This window comes from Sphingomonas sp. Marseille-Q8236 (assembly GCF_965112005.1).
Map to the genome: position 1 here is coordinate 1,041,699 of NZ_CBCOPO010000001.1, position 24,491 is coordinate 1,066,189.

The 24,491-nt window shown below is 64.2% G+C and carries 19 protein-coding genes and 2 tRNA genes; 8 read left to right on the plus strand and 13 right to left on the minus strand.

All coding sequences use genetic code 11. The annotated features are described in order from the left end of the window. Positions 1-48: 48 nt before the first annotated feature. Together ACWPWT_RS04925 and ACWPWT_RS04930 are read right to left on the minus strand one after the other, a co-directional pair. Complete coding sequence (locus tag ACWPWT_RS04925) at positions 49-732, minus strand: RlmE family RNA methyltransferase (protein WP_454278784.1); 684 nt, start codon at positions 730-732, stop codon at positions 49-51. Beyond that, a complete protein-coding gene (locus ACWPWT_RS04930; protein WP_454278785.1) occupies positions 729-1,772 on the minus strand; it encodes a Ppx/GppA phosphatase family protein in 1,044 nt (347 codons plus the stop codon). Before ACWPWT_RS04930 ends, ACWPWT_RS04925 begins: the two co-directional genes overlap by 4 nt. Positions 1,773-1,941: 169 nt before the next feature. Between ACWPWT_RS04930 and ACWPWT_RS04935 the strand changes: the two genes are divergently transcribed. Then, positions 1,942-2,015: transfer RNA gene (locus ACWPWT_RS04935), tRNA-Gln, on the plus strand. Between the two features lie 65 nt (positions 2,016-2,080). Next, positions 2,081-3,658, plus strand: a complete 1,578-nt coding sequence (locus tag ACWPWT_RS04940; RefSeq protein ID WP_454278786.1) for a glycosyltransferase family 39 protein — start codon at positions 2,081-2,083, stop codon at positions 3,656-3,658. A gap of 1,040 nt (positions 3,659-4,698) precedes the next feature. Here ACWPWT_RS04940 and ACWPWT_RS04945 read toward each other — a convergent pair. The 4 genes from ACWPWT_RS04945 to ACWPWT_RS04960 form a co-directional block, all read right to left on the minus strand. Further along, the gene (locus tag ACWPWT_RS04945) at positions 4,699-5,022 is read right to left on the minus strand and encodes a hypothetical protein (protein WP_454278787.1); all 324 of its coding nucleotides are present in this window, start codon (positions 5,020-5,022) and stop codon (positions 4,699-4,701) included. Positions 5,023-5,128: 106 nt separating this feature from the next. After that, positions 5,129-7,312 carry a hypothetical protein gene (locus ACWPWT_RS04950; protein WP_454278788.1) on the minus strand — a complete coding sequence of 728 codons (2,184 nt, stop codon included), beginning with the start codon at positions 7,310-7,312 and terminating at the stop codon, positions 5,129-5,131. A gap of 38 nt (positions 7,313-7,350) precedes the next feature. Next, entirely contained in the window at positions 7,351-7,980 is a 630-nt protein-coding gene (locus tag ACWPWT_RS04955; protein WP_454278789.1) for a hypothetical protein, read from the minus strand. 60 nt (positions 7,981-8,040) lie between these two features. After that, positions 8,041-8,798 (minus strand): IS5 family transposase gene (locus ACWPWT_RS04960; protein WP_454278138.1). Its coding sequence is split into 2 segments (ribosomal slippage): positions 8,041-8,465 and positions 8,465-8,798, totalling 759 coding nucleotides; the frame shifts between segments, so codons are not numbered across the junction. Positions 8,799-9,316: 518 nt separating this feature from the next. Between ACWPWT_RS04960 and ACWPWT_RS04965 the strand changes: the two genes are divergently transcribed. Continuing rightward, positions 9,317-10,039: a TIR domain-containing protein gene (locus ACWPWT_RS04965; protein WP_454278790.1), complete on the plus strand. Its 723-nt coding sequence runs from the start codon at positions 9,317-9,319 to the stop codon at positions 10,037-10,039. Positions 10,040-10,734: 695 nt separating this feature from the next. Here ACWPWT_RS04965 and ACWPWT_RS04970 read toward each other — a convergent pair. The 7 genes from ACWPWT_RS04970 to ACWPWT_RS05000 form a co-directional block, all read right to left on the minus strand. Beyond that, on the minus strand, positions 10,735-11,613 hold the full coding sequence (locus ACWPWT_RS04970; protein WP_454278791.1) for a hypothetical protein: 879 nt from the start codon (positions 11,611-11,613) through the stop codon (positions 10,735-10,737). 242 nt (positions 11,614-11,855) lie between these two features. Further along, a complete protein-coding gene (locus tag ACWPWT_RS04975; protein WP_454278792.1) occupies positions 11,856-12,458 on the minus strand; it encodes a plasmid pRiA4b ORF-3 family protein in 603 nt (200 codons plus the stop codon). Next, positions 12,455-14,017, minus strand: a complete 1,563-nt coding sequence (gene tnpC / locus ACWPWT_RS04980; protein WP_454279886.1) for an IS66 family transposase — start codon at positions 14,015-14,017, stop codon at positions 12,455-12,457. The genes ACWPWT_RS04975 and tnpC overlap by 4 nt, the downstream gene beginning before the upstream one ends. A gap of 43 nt (positions 14,018-14,060) precedes the next feature. Further along, the gene (gene tnpB / locus ACWPWT_RS04985; protein ID WP_304537245.1) at positions 14,061-14,408 is read right to left on the minus strand and encodes an IS66 family insertion sequence element accessory protein TnpB; all 348 of its coding nucleotides are present in this window, start codon (positions 14,406-14,408) and stop codon (positions 14,061-14,063) included. Beyond that, complete coding sequence (gene tnpA / locus ACWPWT_RS04990) at positions 14,405-14,761, minus strand: IS66-like element accessory protein TnpA (RefSeq protein ID WP_454278793.1); 357 nt, start codon at positions 14,759-14,761, stop codon at positions 14,405-14,407. The genes tnpB and tnpA overlap by 4 nt, the downstream gene beginning before the upstream one ends. A 130-nt stretch (positions 14,762-14,891) precedes the next feature. Then, positions 14,892-15,557 carry a hypothetical protein gene (locus tag ACWPWT_RS04995; protein WP_454278794.1) on the minus strand — a complete coding sequence of 222 codons (666 nt, stop codon included), beginning with the start codon at positions 15,555-15,557 and terminating at the stop codon, positions 14,892-14,894. Between the two features lie 91 nt (positions 15,558-15,648). Next, a tRNA-Leu gene (locus tag ACWPWT_RS05000) sits at positions 15,649-15,735 on the minus strand. A gap of 104 nt (positions 15,736-15,839) precedes the next feature. Here ACWPWT_RS05000 and ACWPWT_RS05005 point away from each other — a divergent pair. The 5 genes from ACWPWT_RS05005 to gltB all read left to right on the plus strand — a co-directional run bounded on the left by ACWPWT_RS05005 (position 15,840) and on the right by gltB (position 24,359). Next, the gene (locus ACWPWT_RS05005; RefSeq protein WP_454278795.1) at positions 15,840-16,772 is read left to right on the plus strand and encodes a complex I NDUFA9 subunit family protein; all 933 of its coding nucleotides are present in this window, start codon (positions 15,840-15,842) and stop codon (positions 16,770-16,772) included. An 83-nt stretch (positions 16,773-16,855) separates the two neighbouring features. Then, positions 16,856-17,665, plus strand: a complete 810-nt coding sequence (locus tag ACWPWT_RS05010; RefSeq protein ID WP_454278796.1) for an undecaprenyl-diphosphate phosphatase — start codon at positions 16,856-16,858, stop codon at positions 17,663-17,665. 153 nt (positions 17,666-17,818) lie between these two features. Further along, positions 17,819-19,270 carry an NAD(P)-dependent oxidoreductase gene (locus tag ACWPWT_RS05015; RefSeq protein ID WP_454278797.1) on the plus strand — a complete coding sequence of 484 codons (1,452 nt, stop codon included), beginning with the start codon at positions 17,819-17,821 and terminating at the stop codon, positions 19,268-19,270. After that, a complete protein-coding gene (locus tag ACWPWT_RS05020; protein ID WP_454278798.1) occupies positions 19,270-19,845 on the plus strand; it encodes a DUF2059 domain-containing protein in 576 nt (191 codons plus the stop codon). The genes ACWPWT_RS05015 and ACWPWT_RS05020 overlap by 1 nt, the downstream gene beginning before the upstream one ends. After that, the gene (gltB, locus tag ACWPWT_RS05025; protein ID WP_454278799.1) at positions 19,845-24,359 is read left to right on the plus strand and encodes a glutamate synthase large subunit; all 4,515 of its coding nucleotides are present in this window, start codon (positions 19,845-19,847) and stop codon (positions 24,357-24,359) included. Before ACWPWT_RS05020 ends, gltB begins: the two co-directional genes overlap by 1 nt. The last annotated feature ends 132 nt before the right edge of the window (positions 24,360-24,491 follow it).

Genomic DNA, 24,491 nt, shown 5'->3' on the forward strand with positions numbered 1-24,491 from the left:
GTTCTAAATGCCCGCAGGTGAGCGTTAGCGGACCCCACCGCACTACGCTCAATCCTCCACCGCCACGGCCTTCCGCCCCTTGAACCCCTGCGCCACGACGAACCATTCCACCGAACCCTTGCGGCTGGACGGCGGCTTGGCGTGCTTCACGGTGGCGAAGTGGCGCTTCATCTCGGCGACCAGTTGCGAGTCGGCGCCGCCCGCAAACACCTTCGACACGAACACCCCGCCCGGCGACAACACGTCGCAGGCAAAGGCGAAGGCCGTTTCCACCAGACCCATGGTGCGCAGCGCATCGGTTTGTGGATGGCCGACGGTGTTGGCCGCCATGTCCGACATCACCAGATCCGGCGTGCCGCCCAGCGCCTCCATCAGCGTGTCGGGCGCGGCATCGTCCATGAAGTCCATCTCGAAGATGGTGACGCCGTCGATCGGATCGACCGGCAACAGGTCGATGCCGACCACGCTGGCGTTCGGCAGCTTGCGCCGCACCACCTGGCTCCAGCCGCCCGGCGCCAGCCCCAGGTCGATGATCCGCTTCTTGCCGCGCAAGAACCCGAACCGCTCGTCCAGTTCGATCAGCTTATAGGCCGCGCGGCTGCGAAACCCCTCCGCCTTGGCGCGGCGGACATAGGGATCGTTCAGCTGGCGCTCCAGCCAGCGGGTCGATTGGGCGGTGCGGTTCCGGGCGGTGCGCACGCGCTGGTGCAGGCCCGAATTTCCTCTGCTCACGGTCTGGCGATTCCCATCAAACGGCGCAGGATTCCCTCGCGAATCCCACGGTCTGCGATCCCTAGCCGCTCGGCGGGCCAAAGGTCCAATATCGTCTCCAGGATGGCGCAGCCCGCCACCACCAGATCGGCGCGTTCGGGGCCGATGCACGCCACCTTGCCGCGCGCGGCTAGGCTCTTGCGCGACAGGCTGGCGCTGATCTCGCGCATCGCCGCAGTGGGTACGATCAGCCCGTCGACCGCGGCCCGGTCATATTGGCTGAGCCCCAGATGGACGCTGCCCAGCGTCGTCACCGTACCGCTGGTGCCGAGCAGCCGGGGCCGCTTCAGCTCGCGCGGCAGGCGCGCGGCGAAATCGGCGAAGCTGTCCGCCACGATCCCGCGCATCCGGGCATAGGCGGCCAGCCGCCCCGCCTCTCCCTCGCCGCCGCCCGCGCTTTCGGTCAACGAGACGACACCCCAGGGGGCCGAATGCCAGTCCAGGATGCGCGGGAGCGGCCCATGCGTGTCGACCAGCACCAGTTCGGTCGATCCCCCGCCAATGTCGAAGACCAGCGCGGGGTCCTCCCCCGGCTCGATCAACGCATGACAGCCCAGCACGGCGAGCCGCGCTTCCTCTTCAGCGGAGATGATGTCGAGGTGAATGCCCGTCTCCGCCAGCGCGCGCGCGATGAAGGCGGGGCCGTTGGCGGCACGGCGGCACGCCTCGGTCGCGACCGCGCGCGACAAGGTGACGTTGCGCCGCTTCAGCTTGTCCGCACAGACGCGCAGCGCGGCGATGGTACGGTCGATCGCGGCGTCGGACAGCCGTCCGGTCGTGGCCAGCCCTTCGCCCAGCCGAACGATGCGCGAAAAGGCATCGACCACCGCAAAGCCGCCGCCCTGCGGCCGCGCGATCAGCAGGCGGCAATTGTTGGTGCCCAGGTCGAGCGCGGCATAGGCCTGCGCATCGGACCAGCGGCCGCGCTGGGGCCGGGGCGGTGCCGAACGGGCAGGGGGTTTGGCCTGCCGGTACGGCCTTCGGGTGGGAACATCCCCCATCGCCGTATCTCGCTTATTCTGTTCTATCCGTCACGGACATGAGCGTCCGCCGGTGCTTGAAGACCAAGGTAGCGAGTCGGCGTCCGCGCGACAAGACGCCGCGACCCCGATCGGCGGAAATCCGGTTGACAAGCTTGATTCGCCCGCCTAGAGGCACGCCCCTGTTCGATGCCCCGTCGTCTAAAGGTAAGACCACGGACTCTGACTCCGTTAATTGAGGTTCGAATCCTCACGGGGCATCCAGATTTCCCTATATCGCCGGACCGCACCGCTTTATCGCTCGTCATGTGACGGGGGATCGAAGGTCTATGGTTCGATATGCGGGGGCGGTCGGCGTGGCCGTGATGCTGGGGCTGGCGTCGCTGGCGCTGGCATGGGCGACCGGCGGGATCACGCACAGCTTTCTGGGCCCCGACGAATCGGCCCATTATGTCAACACGCTGTTCCTTGCGGACTGGCTGCGCGCTGGATTGCCCAGCCCGATGGCGTTCGCGCGTGACTTTTATGCCCATTACCCCAAGCTTTCGATCGGGCATTGGCCGCCGGGCTGGTATGCGATGCTGGCGCCCTTCTTCGCCTTGCTATGGCCTTCGCCGTTCGCCGCGGCCATCTTCAGTGCGTTCGTTGCGGGCCTTCCTGCTGTCCTGATCCTGTGGGCCTTGAACCGGATCGGCGCTTGGCGGCTCGGGCTGGCGGCGGCGTTCGCCATGCTGGTCTCGCCATTGGTGATCGATAGCGCGTGGAATTTCCTGCTCGATCAGCCGGTGGCGCTGGTCGTCGGACTGGGCGCGATCGCCTGGCTCCGGGCAACGGAAGTCCCGGGCTGGCGGCGGTTCGCGCTGTTCGGCGCCCTGGCGGCCTTTGCACCGCTGGTGAAGGGCAATGGCGCCCTGATCGCCCTGGTGCCCGCGATCGAAATCCTGCTGGCGCGGCGCTGGGCGATCCTGCGCGACCGGCGATTATGGGTGGTGGCGGCCGCGACCCTGATGGTCGTTGCGCCCTGGTATGCGGTGTCGTTCCGGATTTCGGCAGGGGGGTTCAACTATGCGCCGGGGCTCGATTATGCCTGGACTGCCCTGTCGACCAATATCGGGGCGCTGATCGCCGATCTGGGATGGCTCGGTGTCGTCCTGATGGTAGCGGGAGCGGCGTTCGGATGGCGTGATGCGCGTGCGAGGCCGGTCGTGCGGCTCGCGCTGGCCGTCATCGTCGCCACCCTGGCGTTCCAGTCGATCATCCCGGTCGCGCTCGATCCGCGCTATATCCTGCCGGTCATTCCCTGGGCGGTGACGCTGATCGCAATGGCGATCCTGATCGTCTGGCGGCACGGGCGCCTGGGGCGCATCGCTGCGGTGACGCTGGGCATGGCCATACTGATCCCCCCCGTGACGGCGCTGACCCGTCTGGTCCCGAAGCGCGATATGGGCGCCCCCGCCATCGTCACGACGATGCGCATCTCGCCTGGCATCTGGTTGGTCGATGGGCGTGCGGGCGGCGAGGGGGCGATCATCGCCGAAGCCGCTTATCAGGATCGTGGGCGACACAGGCTGTGGTCGGCGCGCGCATCGCAATGGCTGTCGGGCAGCGATTTCATGGGCCGAGGCTATCAGTTGATCGCTCGGACCCCGGAGCAGGCGGCGGCGATCCTCGACCGGATCGGCGTGGCGGGCGCGGTGATCGTTCGCGACCGGGGCCGCGATGCCTATCCGCATAGCGCGATCCTGTTGCGGACGGTGGAAGGCGGTGTCTATCGCGTGACCCGGCGTCGCTTCGATCTCGGCGATGGCGAGGTCGTGGTGGCGACGCGCAAAGCCCCCATCGCACCGCATCCCGAGCAACTGACCGACAGCAGCGTATCACGCAACGTCAACGCGATGGCGAAATAAGCCTCGCCGGACAGCGCTGGTCTCGCCGCGCCGGCCGGAGACGAGGCGTCTGTCGGGGACGGCCAATGGCGCCCGCCAAGCGCTCCCGTTCCGGATCAGCGATGGTACCGAGAGTTTCGCCAGCGCTCCGCCGTGCGGTAGCGATCGCGTCCGGCCGCTCCGCGATGGGTGCACCACTGAGGCGGAGCATCGCCTCTCGACTATGCGGGACATGGATCGCAGCATGGGGCGACAGGTCGTAATGAGCAGTTCGCCAACCTGATCCGGTCAGGCTCTGGAAAGATCGCGTAGCGGCTTGCTGTAGCAGTCGCCGCTCTCAGTATAGACGGTTTTCCGGGACTTTATGGCCTGACGACGGACTATTTTCCGTAGCAGACGCTCTCGGGGACCATCCGTTGGATGATCCCCGAGCGATTTCATCGCTATGCGAAGAAATGGTGCCCAGAAGAGGAGTGGGTCCCCACCTCTGAAATCCGCAGTTTTCCGCGACAAAATAGGCTTCTTTGGCGAGGCTTGTACCCTCCTCATGTACCTTGGACAAGGGGCGGGCACGGCAAACATGCAACGCGCTGCGCCCCGAACGCTCGGCGCGGCTAACGAGATGAGGGGATAGTTGCCGGAAGTAGACAATCCACAGCCAGTAATACTAGCCAAAAGTAATATTTATAATTGCTTGTTGTCCCGTTGACGAAAGTACTTTGACTGATTTAGTTCCGCTGAATCGGTGAGGCGTTCACTTTCCGAGATGACAGGGACAGGTCTTATATGTCGGATACTATCGATCTGATTGACGGGGATGCCGTTTTGATGGGGGAGGGGGTCGTAGCTATTCGACAGACGAGTGAGTACGGTCCGCAAAGCGTTGTGCTGACTGCTGAGGACCTTCGGAAACTCATCGAACTTGCGATGAGCTAAGCGTACGCTGGAAGACCGCACTGGGCCTGGGGGAAACCTCGGGCCCTTTTCGCATCGTCTGCCCTGAAAGGTGAAAAGGAAGCCCCCAAGCGCCCGCTAGGGAGCCTGAGGGCCGGAAGGTGCAATCAGATTTCTAGGGTATCCGTATCGCCCTCGGGGACCAGTTCGTCGGCCGCCCACCACTTGTCGTTATCGTGGGTACGATATGGTGAAGGGTCCGCAGCAAGCGCGGTTAGCATGGCCCCTGCTTCAGGCGGGAGCGGCATACGGCACATGTCAGACACAACGGCCCGATCACGAAACTCGGAGTTCAGCACGTAACCACCCGTCGCGAAGATAGCGGGAAGGACGATGCGGTCGCGCCATTTCCGGAAGTTTTCCATTTCGGGGCTATTACCCCCGCTGAGTTCGAGAAGCTCGAAGAGGGAGGCGCCATCGGAGATGCGCATAGGGTAATCCTTGGATTGAATGGGTGTTAGAATGGAACCGGCCGAGGCGTGTGGGCCCCAGCGCGGCGTTAAGTGTTTGAGGTGGTTGGAAGGGTCGGTAGCGCGTTTAGCGTAGGGCGCCCGGATCGTACCCGAAGGTCTCGTCGTCGTTGTACATCATTCCGTCTGCGCCTTGATGCCACCGGGTGCCGTCAGCGCTGAACATTCCGGGCTCCGGGACGCTGTTGAGGCGTGGCGCGGCCTTTGTGGCCAGTACGGCCCCACGGTGCATTGAGGCCCCCGCCGCCGCTTCTCGCTGCGCTTGGGCTCTCAGCCCCTCCATGATGCTGGCAAGCCTGTCAGGGTTCTGCTCCGTCACCACCTGGGCCACCTGATCCTTGATGCCCTGTCGAGCATTGCCGATGCCTGCGGCTTGGAGAGCGTCCCCGGCCATGCCGACAAGGCCACGCCAACCAAAGCTGGAAGGGAGGGGAAGGCCCAAAGTCGTTTCCATGTCCTTATCGACCTGTTGGCGCTGAGCGGTCTTTGAATTGCCCTGGACTTCACTCCACAGGATGTTGCCTTGGTGCTCGGCTTCCAACCGGGACTGAAGGCTTCGGACATCGGCCTGTGGCCCAAACATATCAGACAAGGCCGCCTGCTTTTGTTCGTCGCCTAGAGCCTTCCGGATGTGGCGAGCGGTGCTTCCCGTCTCGAAGTTGGCACCGTACGTTGAGGCTTCGTCCGCTAACCGGGAGCGTGCCCCGATGGACCACGCTTCGCGAGCATTTGCGGGTAGGTTCGCGGCAACTTGGCGTAGCTCACTGCCGGAGAGCTTCGTTACGTCTGCACCGCTGAGAAGGGCATCCTTCAGGGCCATTTCGTCCGCGTACGTCCCGGTCGCATCTCGATAGGCTCCGTTCTGACTTGCAAGCTCGTTGCGAAGGTCGGCGGCGCGGGCGTTGATGTGGACCGAGTTGGTATTGTTGATGACTCGGCCCGTCAGCGGATCAATATGCGCCGCTGCACGGCCGTTATCTCGCATCGCACGGATGACTTGGTCGAACCCTTCGGTCGAAAGGTACTGATAGGCCTCGGGGTCGAGGGTGCCATCGTTCCGCATCACGAAGCCCATGGCCTCGGGATTTCGCTGGGCATTCCGGATGTTACGCACAGCGTGCGGTACGGCGTCCTGGAACGCGGGCGTCTGAATGATCCCACGCATTTCCGGCGTAAGGACCATGGGTTGCGCGTAGGCCTCAGCGTACATTGGCGCGGCCTCACGGCGGGCACGGGCTGAGTGGGCTTCCGCCTGTTCAAGATAGTCCGTGGTGGGCCCTAAGGTCTCTGTGAGGTGCTGTCGGACGCGATTGGCCTCGGTAGCCTTCCGAGCATCCAGGGCGTTGCGGACTAGGGTTTGCCCAGGGCCCGCGCCACGGGAAGCCCAGCTCGTCACGGCACGCATAGGCTCAGAAACGTCGCCCGGCATCGCAGGAACGTTCATTGCCTGGCGGGAGGCCACTTCATCAAAGACTGCCTGCGGAGTTGACTGGGGCCCCGTCCGGCCAAAGCCGGTAGCGAGGTTGCCCTCCCCCATTTTCTTGTTGAGGAGGCTGAAGGCTTGGTCGCGAGCAACCTCCTCCTTGGTCCTGAGCGGTCGCCTCATGACGGCGCGAGGGACGTTGGGCAGCTTCCGGGTCACAAAGTCCGCGCCGGGCACGAACTGCCCCAGCTTCTTCGCTACTGACGACGCCCCGGCGATAAGCGGTGAAGCCGCCCCGCCCATGGCGGCACCGAATGCGGCTCCAGTCGCGGCGTTGTTTGCACGCTGGGAAACAGAGTCTCCGGCGCCTAGGCCTCCCACAGCACCGTACCCAGCGCCAACAGCGGCCCCATGAGCGACTTTAGCCGCCATCCCGGCCCCAGAGGCCAGACGGCCCGCAGGAAGCGCCAGTGAGGCTCCTAGGCCCGTTAGAGTCGATCCCCAGGCAAGCCATGGATGCTCTTCGTCGTACTGGGTTTGATGCTCGCGGAACTCGTGGCGTCCCTTGTCGAACGCTTCGCCGACATCCTGGCCCTTGAAGAGCGCCTTGGCGGCGTCAGGGATCGCTGCGACCTCATCGCCCCAGTTGGGTAGGACGTTGTCTATCGTGTCCCCGAGGAAGTCTCCGGCCGTTTGGAGGGCCGTACGGGGCTTCGCGGGGGCGGACGGCTCCTGGCGGGCGGGAGGTGCCGAACGCTCCTCTTCGGACAGGCTTCCCCAATAAGCTCGACCGGCTGAGGCGGCGGCCGCTTCATCGTCAGTGTCCACCTCGATCTCTTGGCCGTTGGGGAGCCGGACTACGACGCTCAATTTACGCGCTTTCCGGTAATATCGACCACGACGCGTCCCGATGTGGTGCGGCGCGAACTGGGCGGGGGCTTTGGAAGCCCCTTTCGTGCCGTGGGGCGGTAACCGTCCTCAGCGCGGAGAGCTGCAATCTGCTCGGGGGAGTAGCCAGCTTGGTAGCCATAATTCCCGATCATGTCGCTGAAGACCGAGCCCAGATTTTCGAACCTCTGCCGGTTGGAGGCATCAGTTGCCCACCGGTTTGGGAGGGCATCCGTTATTAGTTTGAGCTCTGCATTGGAGTCTGAGCCGGACCCCGCTACCCGGAAGGCTTGCCGAGCCAAGAGTGGCACAGCGGCCACGGCACCGTCGAAACGCTGATTTTCCGTTCGGAATGGATTGTATTCCTTGAGGCCCGCCGCGCCGGTCGCGGACATGTCGCGATCGTAGAGTTCATGAGCCCGATTGCTTGCACGGCGCATCGACCGGATTGCGGCGATCTTGGCGTATGCCGCTTGCTCGGCTGCGCTTTTTGGGGGCCTCGCTGGAGCGTTCAGGTCCATCGGGCCGTTGGGGGCTGCTTTGCTCGTTGGTGCTGCTTCCGCTTGGACGCCATCCCAATTCATTTCCCATGGCTTCTTTTCGAGCATCACTGGGCTTTCCAATTTCTTTTATCGGCGGGGTCTCCCCCTAGGGTCAGGACTCGTTGATCACAGCCAGAAGATGACGGTGGCAGCGAGGGTGACGGCGGCAAAGAAGGCAGTGGGGCAGCGATCGTAGCGGGTAGCGACCCGACGCCAGTCTTTGAGGCGGCCGAACATGATCTCGATGCGGCTGCGGCGCCGGTAGCGGCGCTTGTCGTATTTGACCGGCTCGTTGCGTGATCGCCGGCCCGGGATGCAGGGCTGGATGCCTTTGGCCTGGAGGGCGTCCCTGAACCAGTCGGCGTCGTAGCCGCGGTCGCCGAGCAGCCACTGCGCCTTCGGCATGTCATCCAGCAGCGCTGCCGCGCCGGTGTAGTCGCTGACCTGGCCCGCGGTCATGAAAAAGCTTAAGGGGCGCCCGTTTGCATCGGCGACGGCATGTAGCTTGGTATTCATACCGCCTTTGGTGCGGCCGATCAGGCGGCCAAGATCCCCTTTTTTACCCGCAGGCTTGATGCCGTGCGGTGCGCCTTCAGATAGGTTGCGTCGATCATGACCGTCTGCGGCTCGGCGCCAGCTGCAGCCAGACCTTCCATCATTCGCGTGAACACGCCGGCCTCGCCCCAACGCTTCCACCGATTGTACAGCGTCTTGTGGGGGCCATACTCGCTAGGCGCATCTCGCCAGCGAAGCCCGTTGCGATTGACGAATACGATGCCGCTCAGCACCCGCCGGTCGTCCACCCTCGGCTTGCCATGGCTCTTGGGAAAGAAGGGCCGCAGCCGCTCCATCTGCTCGTCCGTCAGCCAAAACAGGTCACTCATCTCGGTCTCCTTGCGGAGCCTGAATCAGATCGCGACGCTCACATCAATGGGTCCTGACCCTAGATTCTGGCTGACTCTCAGCATAATTAGTGATGACGTGTCCATTTAAGCATACCTCTTGTAGGTCGTACCATTCACGTTCATCGTTTCCACCATATCCGTATCCTATCATTGCTGTCTCAATCTAAAATTTGGCAAAAGACAATTTCAAAGTAGTATGAGATCATGTATATTCATTAATATGCTTGGGCCGTGATCCCAAGGCAATAGCATTATATGCCATACATAAGGGAGCATTATGGATTAATGAACATTCAAAAGCTTTTGAATGATTATTGCGTTTATGGCCCGTTGTTGACCACTTGTGGTATCAACCCGGTATGAATCTGGTGTGATATAGGTGGCATGCTTGTGTGGCAGGATGAATTTTTTTGGGCTTTGGCTGACGCTTGCGTGAATTATTACGGGGCGGCCATTGAGGCTTGCTAAATGGATAGGCTGGACGTTAGCTTACAGGAATGAAACCGCGCGTATTTATAGGCTCCTCGGTGGAGCAGGTCGATCTTGCCTATGCCGTTCAAGAGTCGCTTGAATATGACGTAGAGGCCACCGTCTGGACGCAAGGCGTATTCCAGCCCTCCAGGACGACGATGGCAGCCTTAGTTGACCAATTGGATGTAAACGATTTTGCAATATTCGTATTGGCGCCTGATGATCTTACGTTAATGCGTAAGGAGACGGTATCATCAGTTCGCGATAACGTGATATTTGAATTAGGGCTGTTTTCGGGGCGTTACGGGCACGAGAGGTGCTTCATAGTTACTCCTCGTAACTCGGACGACTTACATTTGCCAACTGACCTATTAGGTATCACGCCCGCTGAATATGATGCGGATCGTCAGGATAAGAACCTTGTGGCCGCTCTCGGGGCGGCGTGTAATCGAATTCGAAAAAGTATCAGGCAACTTGGACCTCGTGCGGTGCCAGTTGAACAGCCTGTAAAGTTAGATCAGGGTGAGCAACTGACTGACGATAGAAAAGATTGTATATCGCTAATTGAGAGCTGGATGGGTAGGCGCTCGTCGGGGTCCAATAAAAGCGCGATACGTTTCAGCGATGTTGACACCGATCTTAAGCTCGCGCCGGGGTCTGCACGCCAGTATTTAGCAGAAGCCGCTAGCAAATGGGGATACATTGTTGATCGTGAGGGCAAGGATACAATTAAATTTAAGGATGGCTGATACGGCGCGTTGAAACGCCGGGGGTATAGAGCGCCGGTACCTTCGGCCAGTTACGCCTTATCATCTTCCCCCTCACCCCCGACATGCGCCGCACTGACCTCCAAGTCGGCAGCAAGTTGCTCCAAGGGCCGCTGAGCGCCTAGCCGTTGCATCCCATCCTTCCCGCTCGCCAGCGGTGAGGCTTGCAGGGCGGCTCGGGACCTAGCGAGCTTGGCGATGGCATGATTTTCGGGGAGCCGGTCAGGCGGAGTGTGACGCTAATAGCTCCGCGATCCTACCCGCAACGGCCATGCCCGTGCGGTTTACAACGAAAGCTGTTTGTAAAGCGTAACTTGTTGGGATTGCGGCTACCAACCCAAGCCCTGGTGCTCCGTGACGGTCGGTAGTCCCCAAACGCTGCATATCGGCCCAAACCGTGGTTTGAGGTGCCCCAATACCTTCGCTGAGTTCTTGGACCGTACGGGGCGGGACGGGGTCATTTACTAATGAACAGAAGAGCTTGAGTTGGCGTAGCGGTGTGCGAGGGCCGAAAATGTCGATAACGTATTCCAACGCCTTGTCCAGCGACTGCAATTTCACCTTATCGTCTTCCGTCATTGTCGTCATGAGCCGCCTCGTAGAGCCAAAGTGTCGTTTCGCTCTCGATACGGGAACGGGCTGGACGCGCGATGACGTTTTACATTTGTGGAGGGTCTCTAGCTCCTGGGATGCCACGGTTTTACATGGGACAGATCGAGGCCATCGAAGCGTATCTCATCGATACGGGCTCCTAATGGACTCTGAGAGCCATACAGGACGTTTGCACTCTTCCCGCCCGACCGGTGCCCCTGAATGTACTCTCGCGCGTCCTCGGGCACCTTGCAGCGCCTTGCGACAGTCGTCCAAACGTGGCGGAACTCACGGGCCGCGCGGCGCTTGGCGTTTGCAGGCAAGACCCCTTTGTCCTGAAGGTACTTCGACCACCATTCGCCCCAGCCGGGGAAGAGGAGCTTGCTGGCCCCCTTGGTTCGCAATGCCGGGAATAGAGCCGTTTCGCCCGATGCGCGGATATGATCCACATAGGCCATAAAGTTCAGCTCAAGGAGCGGTTTGGGGATTGGGAATGTGCGCCGCCCTGACTGCGACTTTGTCGTCTTGAGGCCTCGACGCCCCTTATGGGGGTGAACGCCCTCATCAGTGATCCTTAGCAGCCAACGGCCTCCCGGATCGTCAGGGTCCATATAAACGTCTGCCACCATGAGCTGCGCAATCTCCTCAGGGCGCGCCCCGGTCCATAGAAGAAGCATGGGTATCCAATAGGCCGCTTCGGCCTTCCCGCGCTTAGGGCGCTCCCCGATCGTGAACACAGGGAGACGGAATATGGCATTCAGTTCGTCTATCGACAGCTCGATAGGATCGTCCGCCCGATGGGTCGAAAGGGACTTTCGGGCAGCGAAGGGGTTCGGGATGCTTTCATCTATCTTCCCGTCCTCCTGGGCCTTGTTCCAGAGGGAGCAAAGCATGCCCAAGAGGGTCCGAACGGTCTTGGCCGTCAGTCGCGGCAAGTCTTTCTGACCATCGTAAAGAGCTACCACGTCCCGGAGGGGCATAGTGCGCTGAGAAGCCGGAAGCTTGGAGGGGCGCTGGAACAGTAGCGCTATCCAATCAGTGACCATAGCTTTGGTAATCTGATTAGGGGCGAGCAGGCCAAAGGCATCCCGGAAGGACCGCAAGGCCGTGTTCGACGCTTGCTTCAGGGACGCGCCCATGTTGTGGGCAGGGCTATCCAAGATGGCCTGAGCGATTTGCTCGTAAGCGTGGCCGGTAGGCCGCCTTGTTATTGCGGCCGGCTCTTCTGGTAGGCGAGCTTGCCAGCATGGCGGCGGATGGCGATGGCGGCGACGGCGCGCCGGGTGAAGCGTTCGTCGATGTCGTCAGGGTTGTAAGGGCCGCCATACCAGTTGCGCAGTCGGTCGTGTTCCTCGTGAGTGGGGTCGCCCATGGCGTCGAGGAACATCTCGTATCCGGGCAAGCCACCGACATCCTCGGGTGGACAGCGCCGTTCGCCGGCGACGAAGCGCGGGTATTTGACGTCAGGCTCGCCGGGGCCGACCGTTTCCACGGTGATGGTGTGCCGCCAGTCGTCGCCCATGTCGTAGGTGTAGACGAGTTCTTTCATGCCCCGGTCGAGGAGGGCGGCGAGCTTCACGTTCTTGGTGGCCGCCATGCCGCTGTCGGGCCACATCGGGTCCAGCACGCCGTAGCGTCGGTCGCCGGCCTCGAAGTGCCAGAGATGATAGTTCTCCCAGCCCATCGCAGCCTGGACGACGTCGTGGAGCATCTTGAGGCTGGCGGTGACCGGCATGTCGACCCGGCGCCAGATGGCGGGGTCGATGTCGTTGAGGACGATATGCAGGCGAGCGACGGTTTCGGCAGTCATGCCGCCAATCTGACAGGTTCGCGAGACCAGTTCCACGGCATGAGCTCATCCCATCGGCTTGCGGGCCAGTCGTCGGCGACCTTGGCGATGACGTCGGCGATATAGGCTTGCGGGTCGACGCCGTTGGCCTTGCAGGTCTGGATGACGGTGTAGATCGCGGCAGCTCGTTCACCGCCTGCTTTTGAGCCGGCGAACAACCAGTTGCGGCGACCGACAGCGATGCCGCGCAGCGCGCGTTCGGCGATGTTGTTATCGATCTCCAACCGTCCGTCTTCGAGGAAGCGGGACAGCGCCGGCCAGCGCCTGGTGCCATAGGCGATGGCCTTGGCCATGTCGGACTTAGGCGACAGGCGGCGTAAGCCGGCGTCGAGCACCTCGCGCAAGGCGTCGACCAGCGGTCTGCTTCGTTCCTGCCGGGCATGATGGCGTGCATCCGGCGGCTGGCCGCGGACCTCGGCCTCGACGGCATAGAGCGCGCCGATTTGTTCGAGGATGTCGGTGCTCAGCGGCGTGGGGACACGCTCGTGCAGGTCGAACACCTTGCGACGGAAGTGGGCCCAGCACGCCACCTCGGTCGCGCCGCCCCGGTAAAGGCCGTCATACCCGGCATAGGCGTCAGCCTGGAGAAAGCCGCGGAAGCCGGCGAGATGCGACAGCGGGTGTGCAGCGGTGCGGTCGGGCGTGAAGCGATACCATGTCGCGCGCAGCGCCGTGCTGCCCGACGCCCGGTCGTCGGTTGCGTAAACCCATAGTCGCCCGGTCGCAGTCTTGCCCCGGCCGGGATCGAGCACCGGCACCGGCGTGTCATCGGCGTGGATCTTGTCGGCCTTGAGCACCGCATCGCGGATGCGGCTGACCACCGGGTCGAGCAGCGCTGCGGCTTGCCCACTCCAGCCCGCGAGCGTCGAGCGGTCGATGTCGAGACCCTGCGCAGCCATCATCTCGGCCTGGCGGTACAGCGGCAGGTGGTGGTCGAACTTGGCGACGACGACGTGCGCCAGCGTCGCGAAGGTCGCCTTGCCCCGCGCCACGGCGCTGATCGGCGCGGGTGCCTGGACGATTTTCTCGCAGGCCCGGCAGCTGTATTTGGGACGGACGTTGCGCACGACCCGCCAGCGCACCGGCACGATGTCGAGCATCTCGTGCGCGTCCATGCCCAGCCGGCGCAGCGCACCGCCGCAGTCCGGGCAGGTGCAGACGCCGGACGCGGGCTCGTGGATGATCTCTTCACGCGGCAGGTGACCGGGCAGGCTGCGGACCGGCGCCGGTCGGGGCATCATGTCGGGCGCGGCGGTCTCAACTGCGGAAACATCCCGCTCCGTTTCCAGCTCTTCCAGTGCCAGTTCGAGCTGCTCGACCTCGCGGCCCAGCTTCTCGGATGAGGCGCCGAACTGCATCCGCCGCAGCCAGGCAATCTGCCCGCGCAGGGTGTCGATGAGCAGGTCGCGGGCGACGAGCGCGGCATTGGCCCGGGCGAGCGAAGCCTCCAGCGCGGCGATCCGCGCGATGACATCAGCTGAGGAAACGGGCGCTTCCGACACCAGAATTGCATAGCAGATCGCATGCCGACGGGCGAGCAAAAGCCACGCGAAACCGCCGTTTTCAGCCCGCCAGTGTCGGCACGAACGTGCGCTCGGGCCGGCGCCAGTCGATGCCCTCCAGCAGCATCGACAGCTGCGCCGGCGTCAGCGTCACCGCGCCGGTCGCGGTCACCGGCCAGACGAAGCGGCCCCGGTCCAGCCGCTTCGAGAACAGGCACAGCCCCTGGCCATCGAACCACAGCAGCTTGACCAGATGACCGCGTTTGCCCCGGAACGCGAACAGCGCGCCGGAATGCGGATCCTCGCGCAGCACCTGCTGGACCAGCACCGCCAGCCCATCGAAGCCCTTGCGCATGTCGGTCACGCCGCAGGCCAGGAACACTCGCGTCGGCAACGGCGTCGGACTCACCTCAGCACCGACAGCACCCGCGCCAGCGCGCCGGCGTCCACCGAGCCGTCCACGCTCACCCGCACGCCACCCGCCAATTCGATGCAGATGAGGCCGGGCGTGGATGTCGCCGGCTGTGGTGCAGGAACCTCAGCCACACACACCTCGGCGAATGTTGGCAGCGCGGGCGCTATGCCGCCCAGCTTGCCCAGCCGCGCCTGCTTGCGCCACGTATACACCAGCCCGCTCGATATCTCGCGCCGCTCAAGAACATCGCGAACTCGGACGCCAGGCCGGAACGCCTCGGCCAGGATCTCCAGCTTCTCCTCGTCCGACCAACTCCGCCGGCCCGACACCCGGCCGACCACCTCCACGCGACCAGTCATACGAGCGCTCGTATGACCAGTCTCGGACCCGAAAACTTCCCGCACCGCTATCGCCCTCGTCAAAGGCGACAAACATCCCAGCCACGGCAAAACGGGCAAGGCGGCCCGCAGGCCACGCTTACATTTGCTCGAAGCTTTGGCCGTTACGTGCTCGGGGTGCTGGAGGCGGACTAGCGAGTTCCGCAGGGCTCTCAGGGATCATGGGCACTGCCACCACGTCACCCTTCATGCGGCGCACGGAGTCCGGGTGAAGCGCAATGGCCTTATCGTTGAGCGCGAAGCTCAGCGCCTCGACCGAATGAATGTCGTCGGGCGCGATCATGATGCCTGAGGTTTCGAAAAGGGCCCGTGCCGACGCCCCCCACTTCTCAACTAGAGCCTCGTGGTCGCGATCGATCTTCCAGCGCTTGAAGTCGGATAGAAGCTCTTCCCATCCCGCTAAAACCTGATCGGCATATTCGCCGCCGCCCGTTGTTAGGTTGGCCTCTTCGTATTGATGCCAGTCTACCTCAAAGACGTGAGCAAGGTGCGCAATCTGGGCGGGGGTGGGCTTGTCGTACTTCTGCGTCGCAAGCTTCTCGGCCTTTTCGACCGTGTCAAACCATAGGCGAGCGGCCTCGCTGTAACGTGCGACCGTCGCAGGATTGCTCAAATCAGTCCCCGCAAGCGAGCGTTTCAACTCGATCGGACTGCCTGGAATGAAGGGGCGAAGCTCAGGCGGATAGACCCGCCGATAGCTCAAGCGGCCGGTACGTTTGTCGGCCTGTACGTGCTGATATTCCACTGAAAGACCCATGCTCGCATGTACCCCGTGATGTACCGCCTGAGCGGCTGATAGTCACGGTTTTCTGCGATCCCTCCGCATGAGAGGGGGGTGGTGCCCAGAAGAGGACTCGAACCTCCACGACCTTGCGATCGCCAGCACCTGAAGCTGGTGCGTCTACCAATTCCGCCATCTGGGCACGGGGTAGGCCCGCGCCTTTAGGGGAGGGTTCGAATCCTTGTCAACGGCTTTTTTGCGAGGCAAAGGGGCGGTGCACAAAAAATCTGGCGAATAAGGACGGTCATGACGAACAAGCTGGTGACGCTGATCGGCGGCGGGGGCTTTCTGGGCCGCTATGTCGCACGCGAGTTGATGCGCGACGGGACGCGGGTGCGGATAGCGCAGCGCGATCCGCGCCAGGCCTATTTCCTGCGCACGCAAGGGGGGCTCGGTCAGACCCAGTTCGTCGCGGTCGACATCGCTCGCCCGGAAACGGTGGCGCGCGCGGTCGAGGGGGCGGATGCCGTCGTCAATCTGGTCGGCGTGATGGGCGGCAACATGCAACGCATCCATGTCGATGGTGCGCGTGCGGTGGCGGAGGCGGCGCACAACGCCGGTGCTGGCGCGCTGGTCCATGTCTCGGCGATCGGCGCGGACGAGAATGGCGCGGCGGCCTATGCCCGCTCCAAGGGGCAGGGCGAGGCGGCGGTGCGCCAGGCTTTCCCGAACGCCACCATCCTTCGTCCCTCGATCGTGTTCGGGCGCGAGGATCAGTTCGTGAACCGCTTCGCGGGCATGGTCTCGGCGCCGATCGTGCCGATCCTGCGCGCGGGCGTGAAATTCCAGCCGGTCTTTGCGGGTGACGTGGGCGAGGCGGTGACCGCAGCGTTGCGCGATCCCGAATCGCATGGCGGCCGCACCTACGAGCTGGGCGGGCCGGACGTGATTGCGATGGGTGAACTCGTCCGCTGGATCGCCAAGACGCTGGGCCGCAAGCCCAATTTCGTCGAGTTGCCGGACTTTGCGGGGGCGATGCTGGCCCGGCTGCCGGGCTCGCCGATCAGCCGGGATCAATGGCTGATGCTGCAACAGGACAATGTCGTCGCCGCCGGTGCGCCGGGTCTGGCCGAACTGGGCGTTACCGCCGAACCGCTTGCGGCGATCGCGCCCGAATATCTCGTCCGCTTCCGCAAGGCGGGCCGGTTCGGACGACGGACCGAGACGCTGGCGGCCTAAGTCGTCCCACGTTCGGCCTGTTTGTCGTTTCGCTGACGGCCCCGCCGCCCTATGGCGGCGGGGCTTATTTTTTGGGGACTCGCGTGAACGATCTGATAGCGGCCATCATCCTCGGCATTGTCGAGGGGGTCACCGAATTCCTGCCGGTGTCGTCCACCGGGCATCTGATCCTGGCGGGCGCGCTGCTCGGCTATGACGATGCGCGGTGGCAGATGTTCAACATCGTCATCCAGCTGGGCGCGATCATGGCGGTCGTGGTCCTGTATTGGCGGACCTTCTGGACGGTGTTGGTCGGCTTGGCGCGGCGCGATCCGGGTTCGATCCGCTTCGTGCGCAACCTGTTGATCGCCTTCATCCCCGCCGCCGTGATCGGTGTGCTGGCCAAGAAACATATCGAGGCGCTGCTGCTCCAGCCCAAGGTCGTCGCGATTGCGCTGATCGTCGGCGGCGTCGCGATCCTGGTGATCGAGCGGCTGGTCAAGCCGGGCAATACGCGCGGCATCGCGGCGGTCCCCGCCAGGACGGCGCTGGGCGTCGGCTTCCTGCAATGTCTGGCCATGATCCCGGGCGTCAGCCGATCAGGCGCGACGATCCTGGGCGCGCTGACCCTGGGCGTCGAGCGGCGGACGGCGGCGGAGTTCAGCTTCTTCCTCGCCATTCCCACCATGCTGGGCGCAAGCGTCGTGGAGACGGCCGGGCATCTCGACACGATGCGCGCAGGTAATAGCGTCGGGCCTCTGGAAATCGCGATCGGGTTCGTGGTGGCATTCGTCGTCGCCCTGCTGGTGGTGCGCTGGTTTGTCGGGATCGTCGGCAAGCATGGATTCGGTCCCTTCGCCTGGTACCGAATCGTGGCTGGGAGCGTCGCGCTCGCCCTGCTGACCATGCATTGATACCGTATCGGCCACAATTTATTGCGGGCCGCTCGCAATAAGGGGGTTTGACGGTGCGGTTCCCCTAAAACTGTGGCATCATTGCTTACCTAAATGTCGATTCCGCCGTGACATGGGATCGTTTGCGCAATATCCGGCTCCTTGGAGGCGCATATGGCGAACGATTCTATGCTGAAATTCGTGGCACGTGATCAGGCCTATCCGGCCAAACGTGCCGCATCGGACCGCGCGGACGATTTCCGCGAGATCGCCGAGCGTTATGCGCCCCCGGTGGCGGAGGATCAGGCGGGGCGCTGCTCCCAATGCGGCGTGCCCTACTGCTCGGTCCATTGCCCGCTGCACAATCATATCCCCGACTGGCTGCGCCTGACCGCCGAAGGGCGGCTGCGCGAGGCCTATGAGCTGTCCAACGCCACCTCGACCATGCCCGAGATTTGCGGCCGCATCTGCCCGCAGGACCGGCTGTGCGAGGGCAATTGCGTCATCGAGTTTTCGGGCCACGGCGCGGTCACGATCGGATCGGTCGAGAAATTCATCACCGACACCGCCTGGGAAGAGGGTTGGGTCGAGCCGCTGGTCCCCGGACCCGCGCGCGGCCAATCGGTCGCGGTGATCGGCGCGGGGCCCGCGGGCCTGACGGCGGCCGAATATCTGCGCGTGTCGGGTTACGAGGTCCATGTCTATGACCGGCACAACCGGGCGGGCGGGCTGCTGACCTATGGCATCCCCGGCTTCAAGCTGGAAAAGCCCGTCGTCATGCGCCGGGTCGAGCGGCTGAAGGCGGGCGGCATCGTTTTCCATGAGGGCTTTGCGGTTGGCGAGGATGCCACGCTGGAGGATCTGCGCCGCCGTCATGACGCGGTGCTGATCGCGACCGGCGTTTATAAGGCGCGCAATGTCGATGTGGACGGTGGGGGCGCCAATGGCGTGATTGCCGCGCTCGACTATCTGACCGCGTCCAACCGCAAGAGCTTCGGCGATACGGTCGAGGCGTTCGAGAATGGCTCGCTCAATGCCGAGGGCAAGAATGTCGTCGTGATCGGCGGCGGCGATACCGCGATGGACTGCGTCCGCACCGCGATCCGCCAGGGCGCCAAGTCGGTGAAGTGCCTCTATCGCCGCGACCGTGCGAACATGCCCGGCTCGCAGCGCGAAGTCGCCAATGCGGAAGAGGAAGGCGCCGAGTTCGTCTGGCTCTCCGCGCCTTTGGGCTTCGAGGGTGGCGAGACGGTGACGGGTGTGCGCGCCGCCAAGATGCGCCTGGGCGCGCCCGACGCCAGCGGCCGCCGGGCGCCGGAGGCCGAGCCGGGTGCCGACCATCTGCTCGAGGCGGACATGGTCATCAAGGCGCTGGGCTTCGACGCGGAGGACCTGCCCAGCCTGTTCGGCACCGCCGAACTGGGCGTCAGCCGCTGGGGCACGGTGCTGGTCGACGGCCGCACGCTGATGACCAGCTTGGACGGCGTGTTCGCGGCCGGTGACATCGTGCGCGGTGCCTCGCTGGTGGTGTGGGCGATCCGTGACGGCCGCGATGTGGCCAAGGCGATGCACCAGTGGCTGAAGGCTCGCGCCAAGACGGGTGCGCGTGAGAAGGTGGCAGCGTGATGCGCAGCGCTCTTCTGATCGCGCTGACCGCGATCCTCACGCCTAGCGTGGCCTTTGCTCAGGCCGCCCCGGCGGTCGTGGCCGCCGAACCCGATGCGGCGCGCCTTGCCTCGGCCCGGCAGTTGCTCGACCAGATCATGCCGCCCGCGACCCGCGAAGCCATGATCCAGTCGATGCTGACCCCGATGCAGGCCAATATGCGTCAGGGCATCATGCAGTCTCCGGGCATGCAAAAGGCGTTGGGTAACCTGAAGGCGAAGGCCGTGTTCGACCGGTTCCTGGCGAAGCAGGATGCGCGGACCGGAACGATGTTGCGGGAATCGCTTCCCGGCATGGTCGATGCGATGTCGCGGGCCTATGCCCGCCGCTTCGACGTCGCCCAATTGGATGACCTGAAGCGGTTTTTCGCGACCCCGAGCGGCCAGGCCTATGTGGCCAACTCCTTCTCGATCATGGCCGACCCCGACATCGCCGCTTGGCAGCGCAAGCTGATGAGCCAGGCGATGACCAACATGCAGGACGATATCGCCGCGATGGCCAAGGACATCGAAGCGACCCAGCAGGACAAGAAGTGATGACCGACCAACGCCAATATCTCGCCGAGCATGGCATGTACCGCCCCGAATTCGAGGGCGATGCGTGCGGCGTCGGCATGGTCGCGGCCACCGATGGCCAGCCCTCGCGCCGGGTCGTCCAGTCGGCGATCGACGCGCTGAAGGCGGTGTGGCATCGCGGCGCGGTCGATGCCGACGGCAAGACCGGCGACGGCGCGGGGCTGCATGTCGACCTGCCGCATCGCTTCTTCGACGACGCCATCGCCGCGTCGGGGCATAAGGTGCTGCCGAACCGGCTGGCGGTCGGCATGATCTTCATGCCGCGCACCGACCTGGGCGCGCAGGAGACTTGCCGCACCATCGTCGAGAGCGTCATCATCGAGGCGGGCTACACCATCTACGGCTGGCGCCAGGTGCCGGTCGACGTCTCGGTCATCGGGCTGAAGGCGCAGGCGACCCGGCCGGAGATCGAGCAGATCATGATCGCCGGGCCGATGCCCGACGAGGTCGATGCCGCCGAGTTCGAGAAGAATCTGTACCTGGTCCGCCGTCGCATCGAAAAGCGGGTGATCGCGGCACAGATCAGCGGCTTCTATATCTGTTCGCTGTCCTGCCGCTCGATCATCTACAAGGGGCTGTTCCTCGCGGAGAGCCTGTCGGTCTTCTATCCCGACCTGCAGGATCACCGGTTCGAGAGCCGCGTGGCGATCTTCCACCAGCGTTATTCGACCAACACCTTCCCGCAATGGTGGCTGGCGCAGCCCTTCCGCTGCCTGGCGCATAATGGCGAGATCAACACGATCCGTGGCAACAAGAACTGGATGCTCAGCCACGAGATCCGCATGGCCTCGATCGCGTTCGGCGACAATTCGGAAGACATCAAGCCGGTGATCCCGGCGGGCGCGTCCGATACCGCCGCGCTCGACGCCGTGTTCGAGGCGATCTGCCGCTCGGGCCGCGACGCGCCGACCGCCAAGCTGATGCTGGTGCCCGAGGCGTGGCAGAAGGACCTCGACGCGCCCAAGGCGCATGCCGACATGTACCAGTATCTCGCCTCGGTGATGGAGCCGTGGGACGGCCCCGCCGCGCTGGCGATGACCGATGGCCGCTGGGCAGTGGCGGGCATGGACCGCAACGCGCTGCGCCCGCTTCGCTACACGCTGACCGCCGATGGGCTGCTGATCGTCGGGTCGGAAAGCGGCATGGTGGTGGTGCCCGAGGCGACCGTCACCGCCAAGGGCCGGCTGGGGCCGGGGCAGATGATCGCGGTCGATCTGGCTGAGGGCAAGCTGTACGACGACCGCGCGATCAAGGACCAGATTGCGGGCGAGCAGGACTATGCCGCGATGATCGGCGAGTTCCTGACCATGGACCAGCTCCCCGCGCCGTCCGAAGAGGAAGCGCTGGTGCGGATGCCGCGCGCCGAAATGCTGCGCCGTCAGGTCGCGGCAGGCCAGACCATGGAGGATATGGAGCTGATCCTGTCCCCCATGGCCGAGGGCGGCAAGGAAGCCATCGGCTCGATGGGCGACGACACGCCGCTCGCCGTCATCTCCGACAAGCCGCGCCTGATCAGCCAGTTCTTCCGCCAGAACTTCAGCCAAGTCACGAACCCGCCGATCGACTCGCTTCGCGAACGCTATGTGATGTCGCTCAAGACCCGGTTCGGCAATCTCGCCAACATCCTCGACACCGAGGATCGGCGCGAGCGGGTGCTGGTCCTGCCGTCCCCGGTCCTGACTGGGGCGGACTGGCATAGGCTGAAGACACATTTCGGCCGTTCGGCGGCCGAGATCGACTGCACCTTTGAGGCGGATGGCGGTCCCGACCGCCTGCGCGCCGCGATCCAGCGCATCCGCAACCAGGCCGAACAGGCAGTGCGCGAAGGGCGCTCCGAGCTGTTCCTGACCGACGAGCATGTCTCCGAAGACCGGGTCGCGATCGCGGGCGTGCTGGCGGCGGCGGCGGTGCATACGCATCTCGTTCGCCGGGGGCTGCGCTCCTATGCGTCGATCAACGTCCGCTCGGCCGAATGCCTCGACACCCATTATTATGCGGTGCTGATCGGTGTCGGTGCGACCACGGTGAACGCCTATCTGGCCGAAGCCGCGATCGTCGACCGCCATGGCCGTGGCCTGTTCGGCGACATGACCATCGACAGGTGCCTGGCCAACCATCGCACCGCGATCGAGGACGGTCTGCTCAAGATCATGGCGAAGATGGGGATCGCGGTGATCTCCAGCTATCGCGGCGGCTACAACTTCGAGGCGGTCGGCCTGTCCCGTGCGCTGGTCAACGACCTGTTCCCGGGCATGCCCGCCAAGATTTCGGGCGAGGGCTATAACTCGCTCCATTACTCGGCGATGGTCCGTCACGAGGCGGCCTGGGATCAGCATGTCGCGACGCTGCCGATCGGCGGCTTCTATCGCCAGCGCGACGGCGGCGAGACCCATGCCTATTCGGCGCAGCTGATGCACCTGTTGCAGACGGCGGTCGCGACCGACAGCTATTCGACGTATCTGCAATTTGCGCGCGGCGTCGGCGACCTGCCGCCGGTCTATTTGCGCGACCTGCTCCAGTTCAACTTCCCGAACGAGGGCGTGCCGGTCGATCAGGTCGAGGCGATCACCGAAATCCGCAAGCGCTTCGTGACGCCGGGCATGTCGCTGGGCGCGCTGAGCCCAGAAGCGCATGAGACGCTGGCGATCGCGATGAACCGGATCGGCGCGAAGGCCGTGTCGGGCGAGGGCGGCGAGGACAAGCTGCGCTATCAGCCCTACGACAATGGCGACAACGCCAACTCTACGATCAAGCAGATCGCGAGCGGCCGCTTCGGCGTGACGGCGGAATATCTGAACGCCTGTGACGAGATCGAGATCAAGGTCGCGCAGGGCGCCAAGCCCGGCGAGGGCGGGCAGCTGCCCGGCTTCAAGGTGACCGAGTTCATCGCCAAGCTGCGTCACGCGACGCCGGGCGTGACGCTGATCTCGCCGCCGCCGCACCACGACATCTACTCGATCGAGGATCTCGCGCAGCTCATCTATGACTGCAAGCAGATCAACCCGCGCGCGCGCGTCTGCGTGAAGCTGGTCAGCTCGGCGGGCATCGGCACGGTCGCGGCGGGCGTGGCCAAGGCCCATGCCGACGTCATCCTGGTGTCGGGCCATGTCGGCGGCACGGGCGCGTCGCCCCAGACCTCGATCAAGTACGCCGGCACGCCCTGGGAAATGGGCCTGTCGGAGGTCAACCAGACGCTGACCCTCAACGGCCTGCGCGGTCGCATCCGCCTGCGGGCGGATGGTGGCCTGAAGACCGGGCGCGACATCGTGATCGCGGCGATCCTGGGTGCCGAGGAGTTCGGCATCGGAACGCTGAGCCTCGTCGCGATGGGCTGCATCATGGTGCGCCAGTGCCATAGCAACACCTGCCCGGTCGGTGTCTGCGTGCAGGACGAGCGCCTGCGCGCCAAGTTCACCGGCACGCCGGAAAAGGTCATCAACCTGATGACCTTCATCGCCGAGGAAGTCCGCGACATCCTGGCGCGCCTCGGCGTGCGGTCGCTGGACGAGGTGATCGGGCGGACCGAGCTGCTGCGTCAGGTCAGCCGTGGTGCCGAGCATCTCGACGATCTCGACCTCAACCCGGTGCTCGCCAAGGTCGATGCGACCGATGCCGAGCGGCGGTTCAGCCTGTCGACCTTCCGCAACGAAGTGCCCGACAGCCTGGATGCGCAGATCATCAAGGATGCGAGCGCCGTCTTCTCGCGCGGCGAGAAGATGCAGTTGACCTATTCGGTGCGCAACACGCACCGCGCGGTCGGGACGCGCCTGTCGTCGGAGATCACCCGCAAGTTCGGCATGAGCAAGCTGGCCGACGGGCATGTCACCGTGCGGCTGCGCGGGTCGGCGGGCCAGTCGCTGGGCGCGTTCCTGTGCAAGGGCGTGACGCTGGAAGTGTTCGGCGATGCCAATGACTATGTCGGCAAGGGCCTGTCGGGCGGCACCATCATCGTGCGCCCGGCGGTCAGCTCGCCGCTGGCCAGCCAGAACAACACGATCATCGGCAACACCGTCCTGTACGGCGCGACGAGCGGAAAGCTGTTCGCGGCGGGCCAGGCGGGCGAGCGTTTCGCGGTTCGCAACTCGGGCGCGACCGTGGTGGTCGAGGGCTGCGGCGCGAATGGCTGCGAATATATGACCGGCGGCGTCGCGGTGGTGCTGGGTCAGGTCGGCGCGAATTTCGGCGCGGGCATGACCGGCGGCATGGCGTTCATCTATGACGAAGAGGACCGCTTCGCCCGCCGCGCCAACCCCGAGAATATCGTGTGGCAGCGCCTGGCCTCCGCCCATTGGGAAGGGGTGCTGCGCGATCTGGTCGAACAGCATGCCGCCGCGACCGACAGCAAATGGTCGAAGGGCCTGCTGGAGGACTGGGACCGGGTCGCCGGGCATTTCTGGCAGGTCTGCCCGAAGGAAATGCTGACCCGTCTGGCGCATCCGCTTGACGACAGCGTCGAGGCGGTCGCGGCGGAGTAACGGACCATATCCTTCCTCCCCTGCAAGGGGAGGGGGACCATGCGCAGCATGGTGGAGGGGTGTCACCCTATTGAGAGCGCGACACCCCTCCGTCAGCCCTTCGGGCTGCCACCTCCCCTTGTAGGGGAGGAA

What these genes read in the sequence shown, in the direction of transcription:
- ACWPWT_RS04930 (WP_454278785.1), bottom strand. Translation starts at nt 1,772, where the DNA reads ATGGGGGATGTTCCCACCCGAAGGCCGTACCGGCAGGCCAAACCCCCT.
- ACWPWT_RS04940 (WP_454278786.1), top strand. Translation starts at nt 2,081, where the DNA reads ATGGTTCGATATGCGGGGGCGGTCGGCGTGGCCGTGATGCTGGGGCTG.
- ACWPWT_RS04945 (WP_454278787.1), bottom strand. Translation starts at nt 5,022, where the DNA reads ATGCGCATCTCCGATGGCGCCTCCCTCTTCGAGCTTCTCGAACTCAGC.
- ACWPWT_RS04955 (WP_454278789.1), bottom strand. Translation starts at nt 7,980, where the DNA reads ATGCTCGAAAAGAAGCCATGGGAAATGAATTGGGATGGCGTCCAAGCG.
- ACWPWT_RS04965 (WP_454278790.1), top strand. Translation starts at nt 9,317, where the DNA reads ATGAAACCGCGCGTATTTATAGGCTCCTCGGTGGAGCAGGTCGATCTT.
- ACWPWT_RS04975 (WP_454278792.1), bottom strand. Translation starts at nt 12,458, where the DNA reads ATGACTGCCGAAACCGTCGCTCGCCTGCATATCGTCCTCAACGACATC.
- ACWPWT_RS05005 (WP_454278795.1), top strand. Translation starts at nt 15,840, where the DNA reads ATGACGAACAAGCTGGTGACGCTGATCGGCGGCGGGGGCTTTCTGGGC.
- ACWPWT_RS05015 (WP_454278797.1), top strand. Translation starts at nt 17,819, where the DNA reads ATGGCGAACGATTCTATGCTGAAATTCGTGGCACGTGATCAGGCCTAT.
- ACWPWT_RS05020 (WP_454278798.1), top strand. Translation starts at nt 19,270, where the DNA reads ATGCGCAGCGCTCTTCTGATCGCGCTGACCGCGATCCTCACGCCTAGC.
- gltB (WP_454278799.1), top strand. Translation starts at nt 19,845, where the DNA reads ATGACCGACCAACGCCAATATCTCGCCGAGCATGGCATGTACCGCCCC.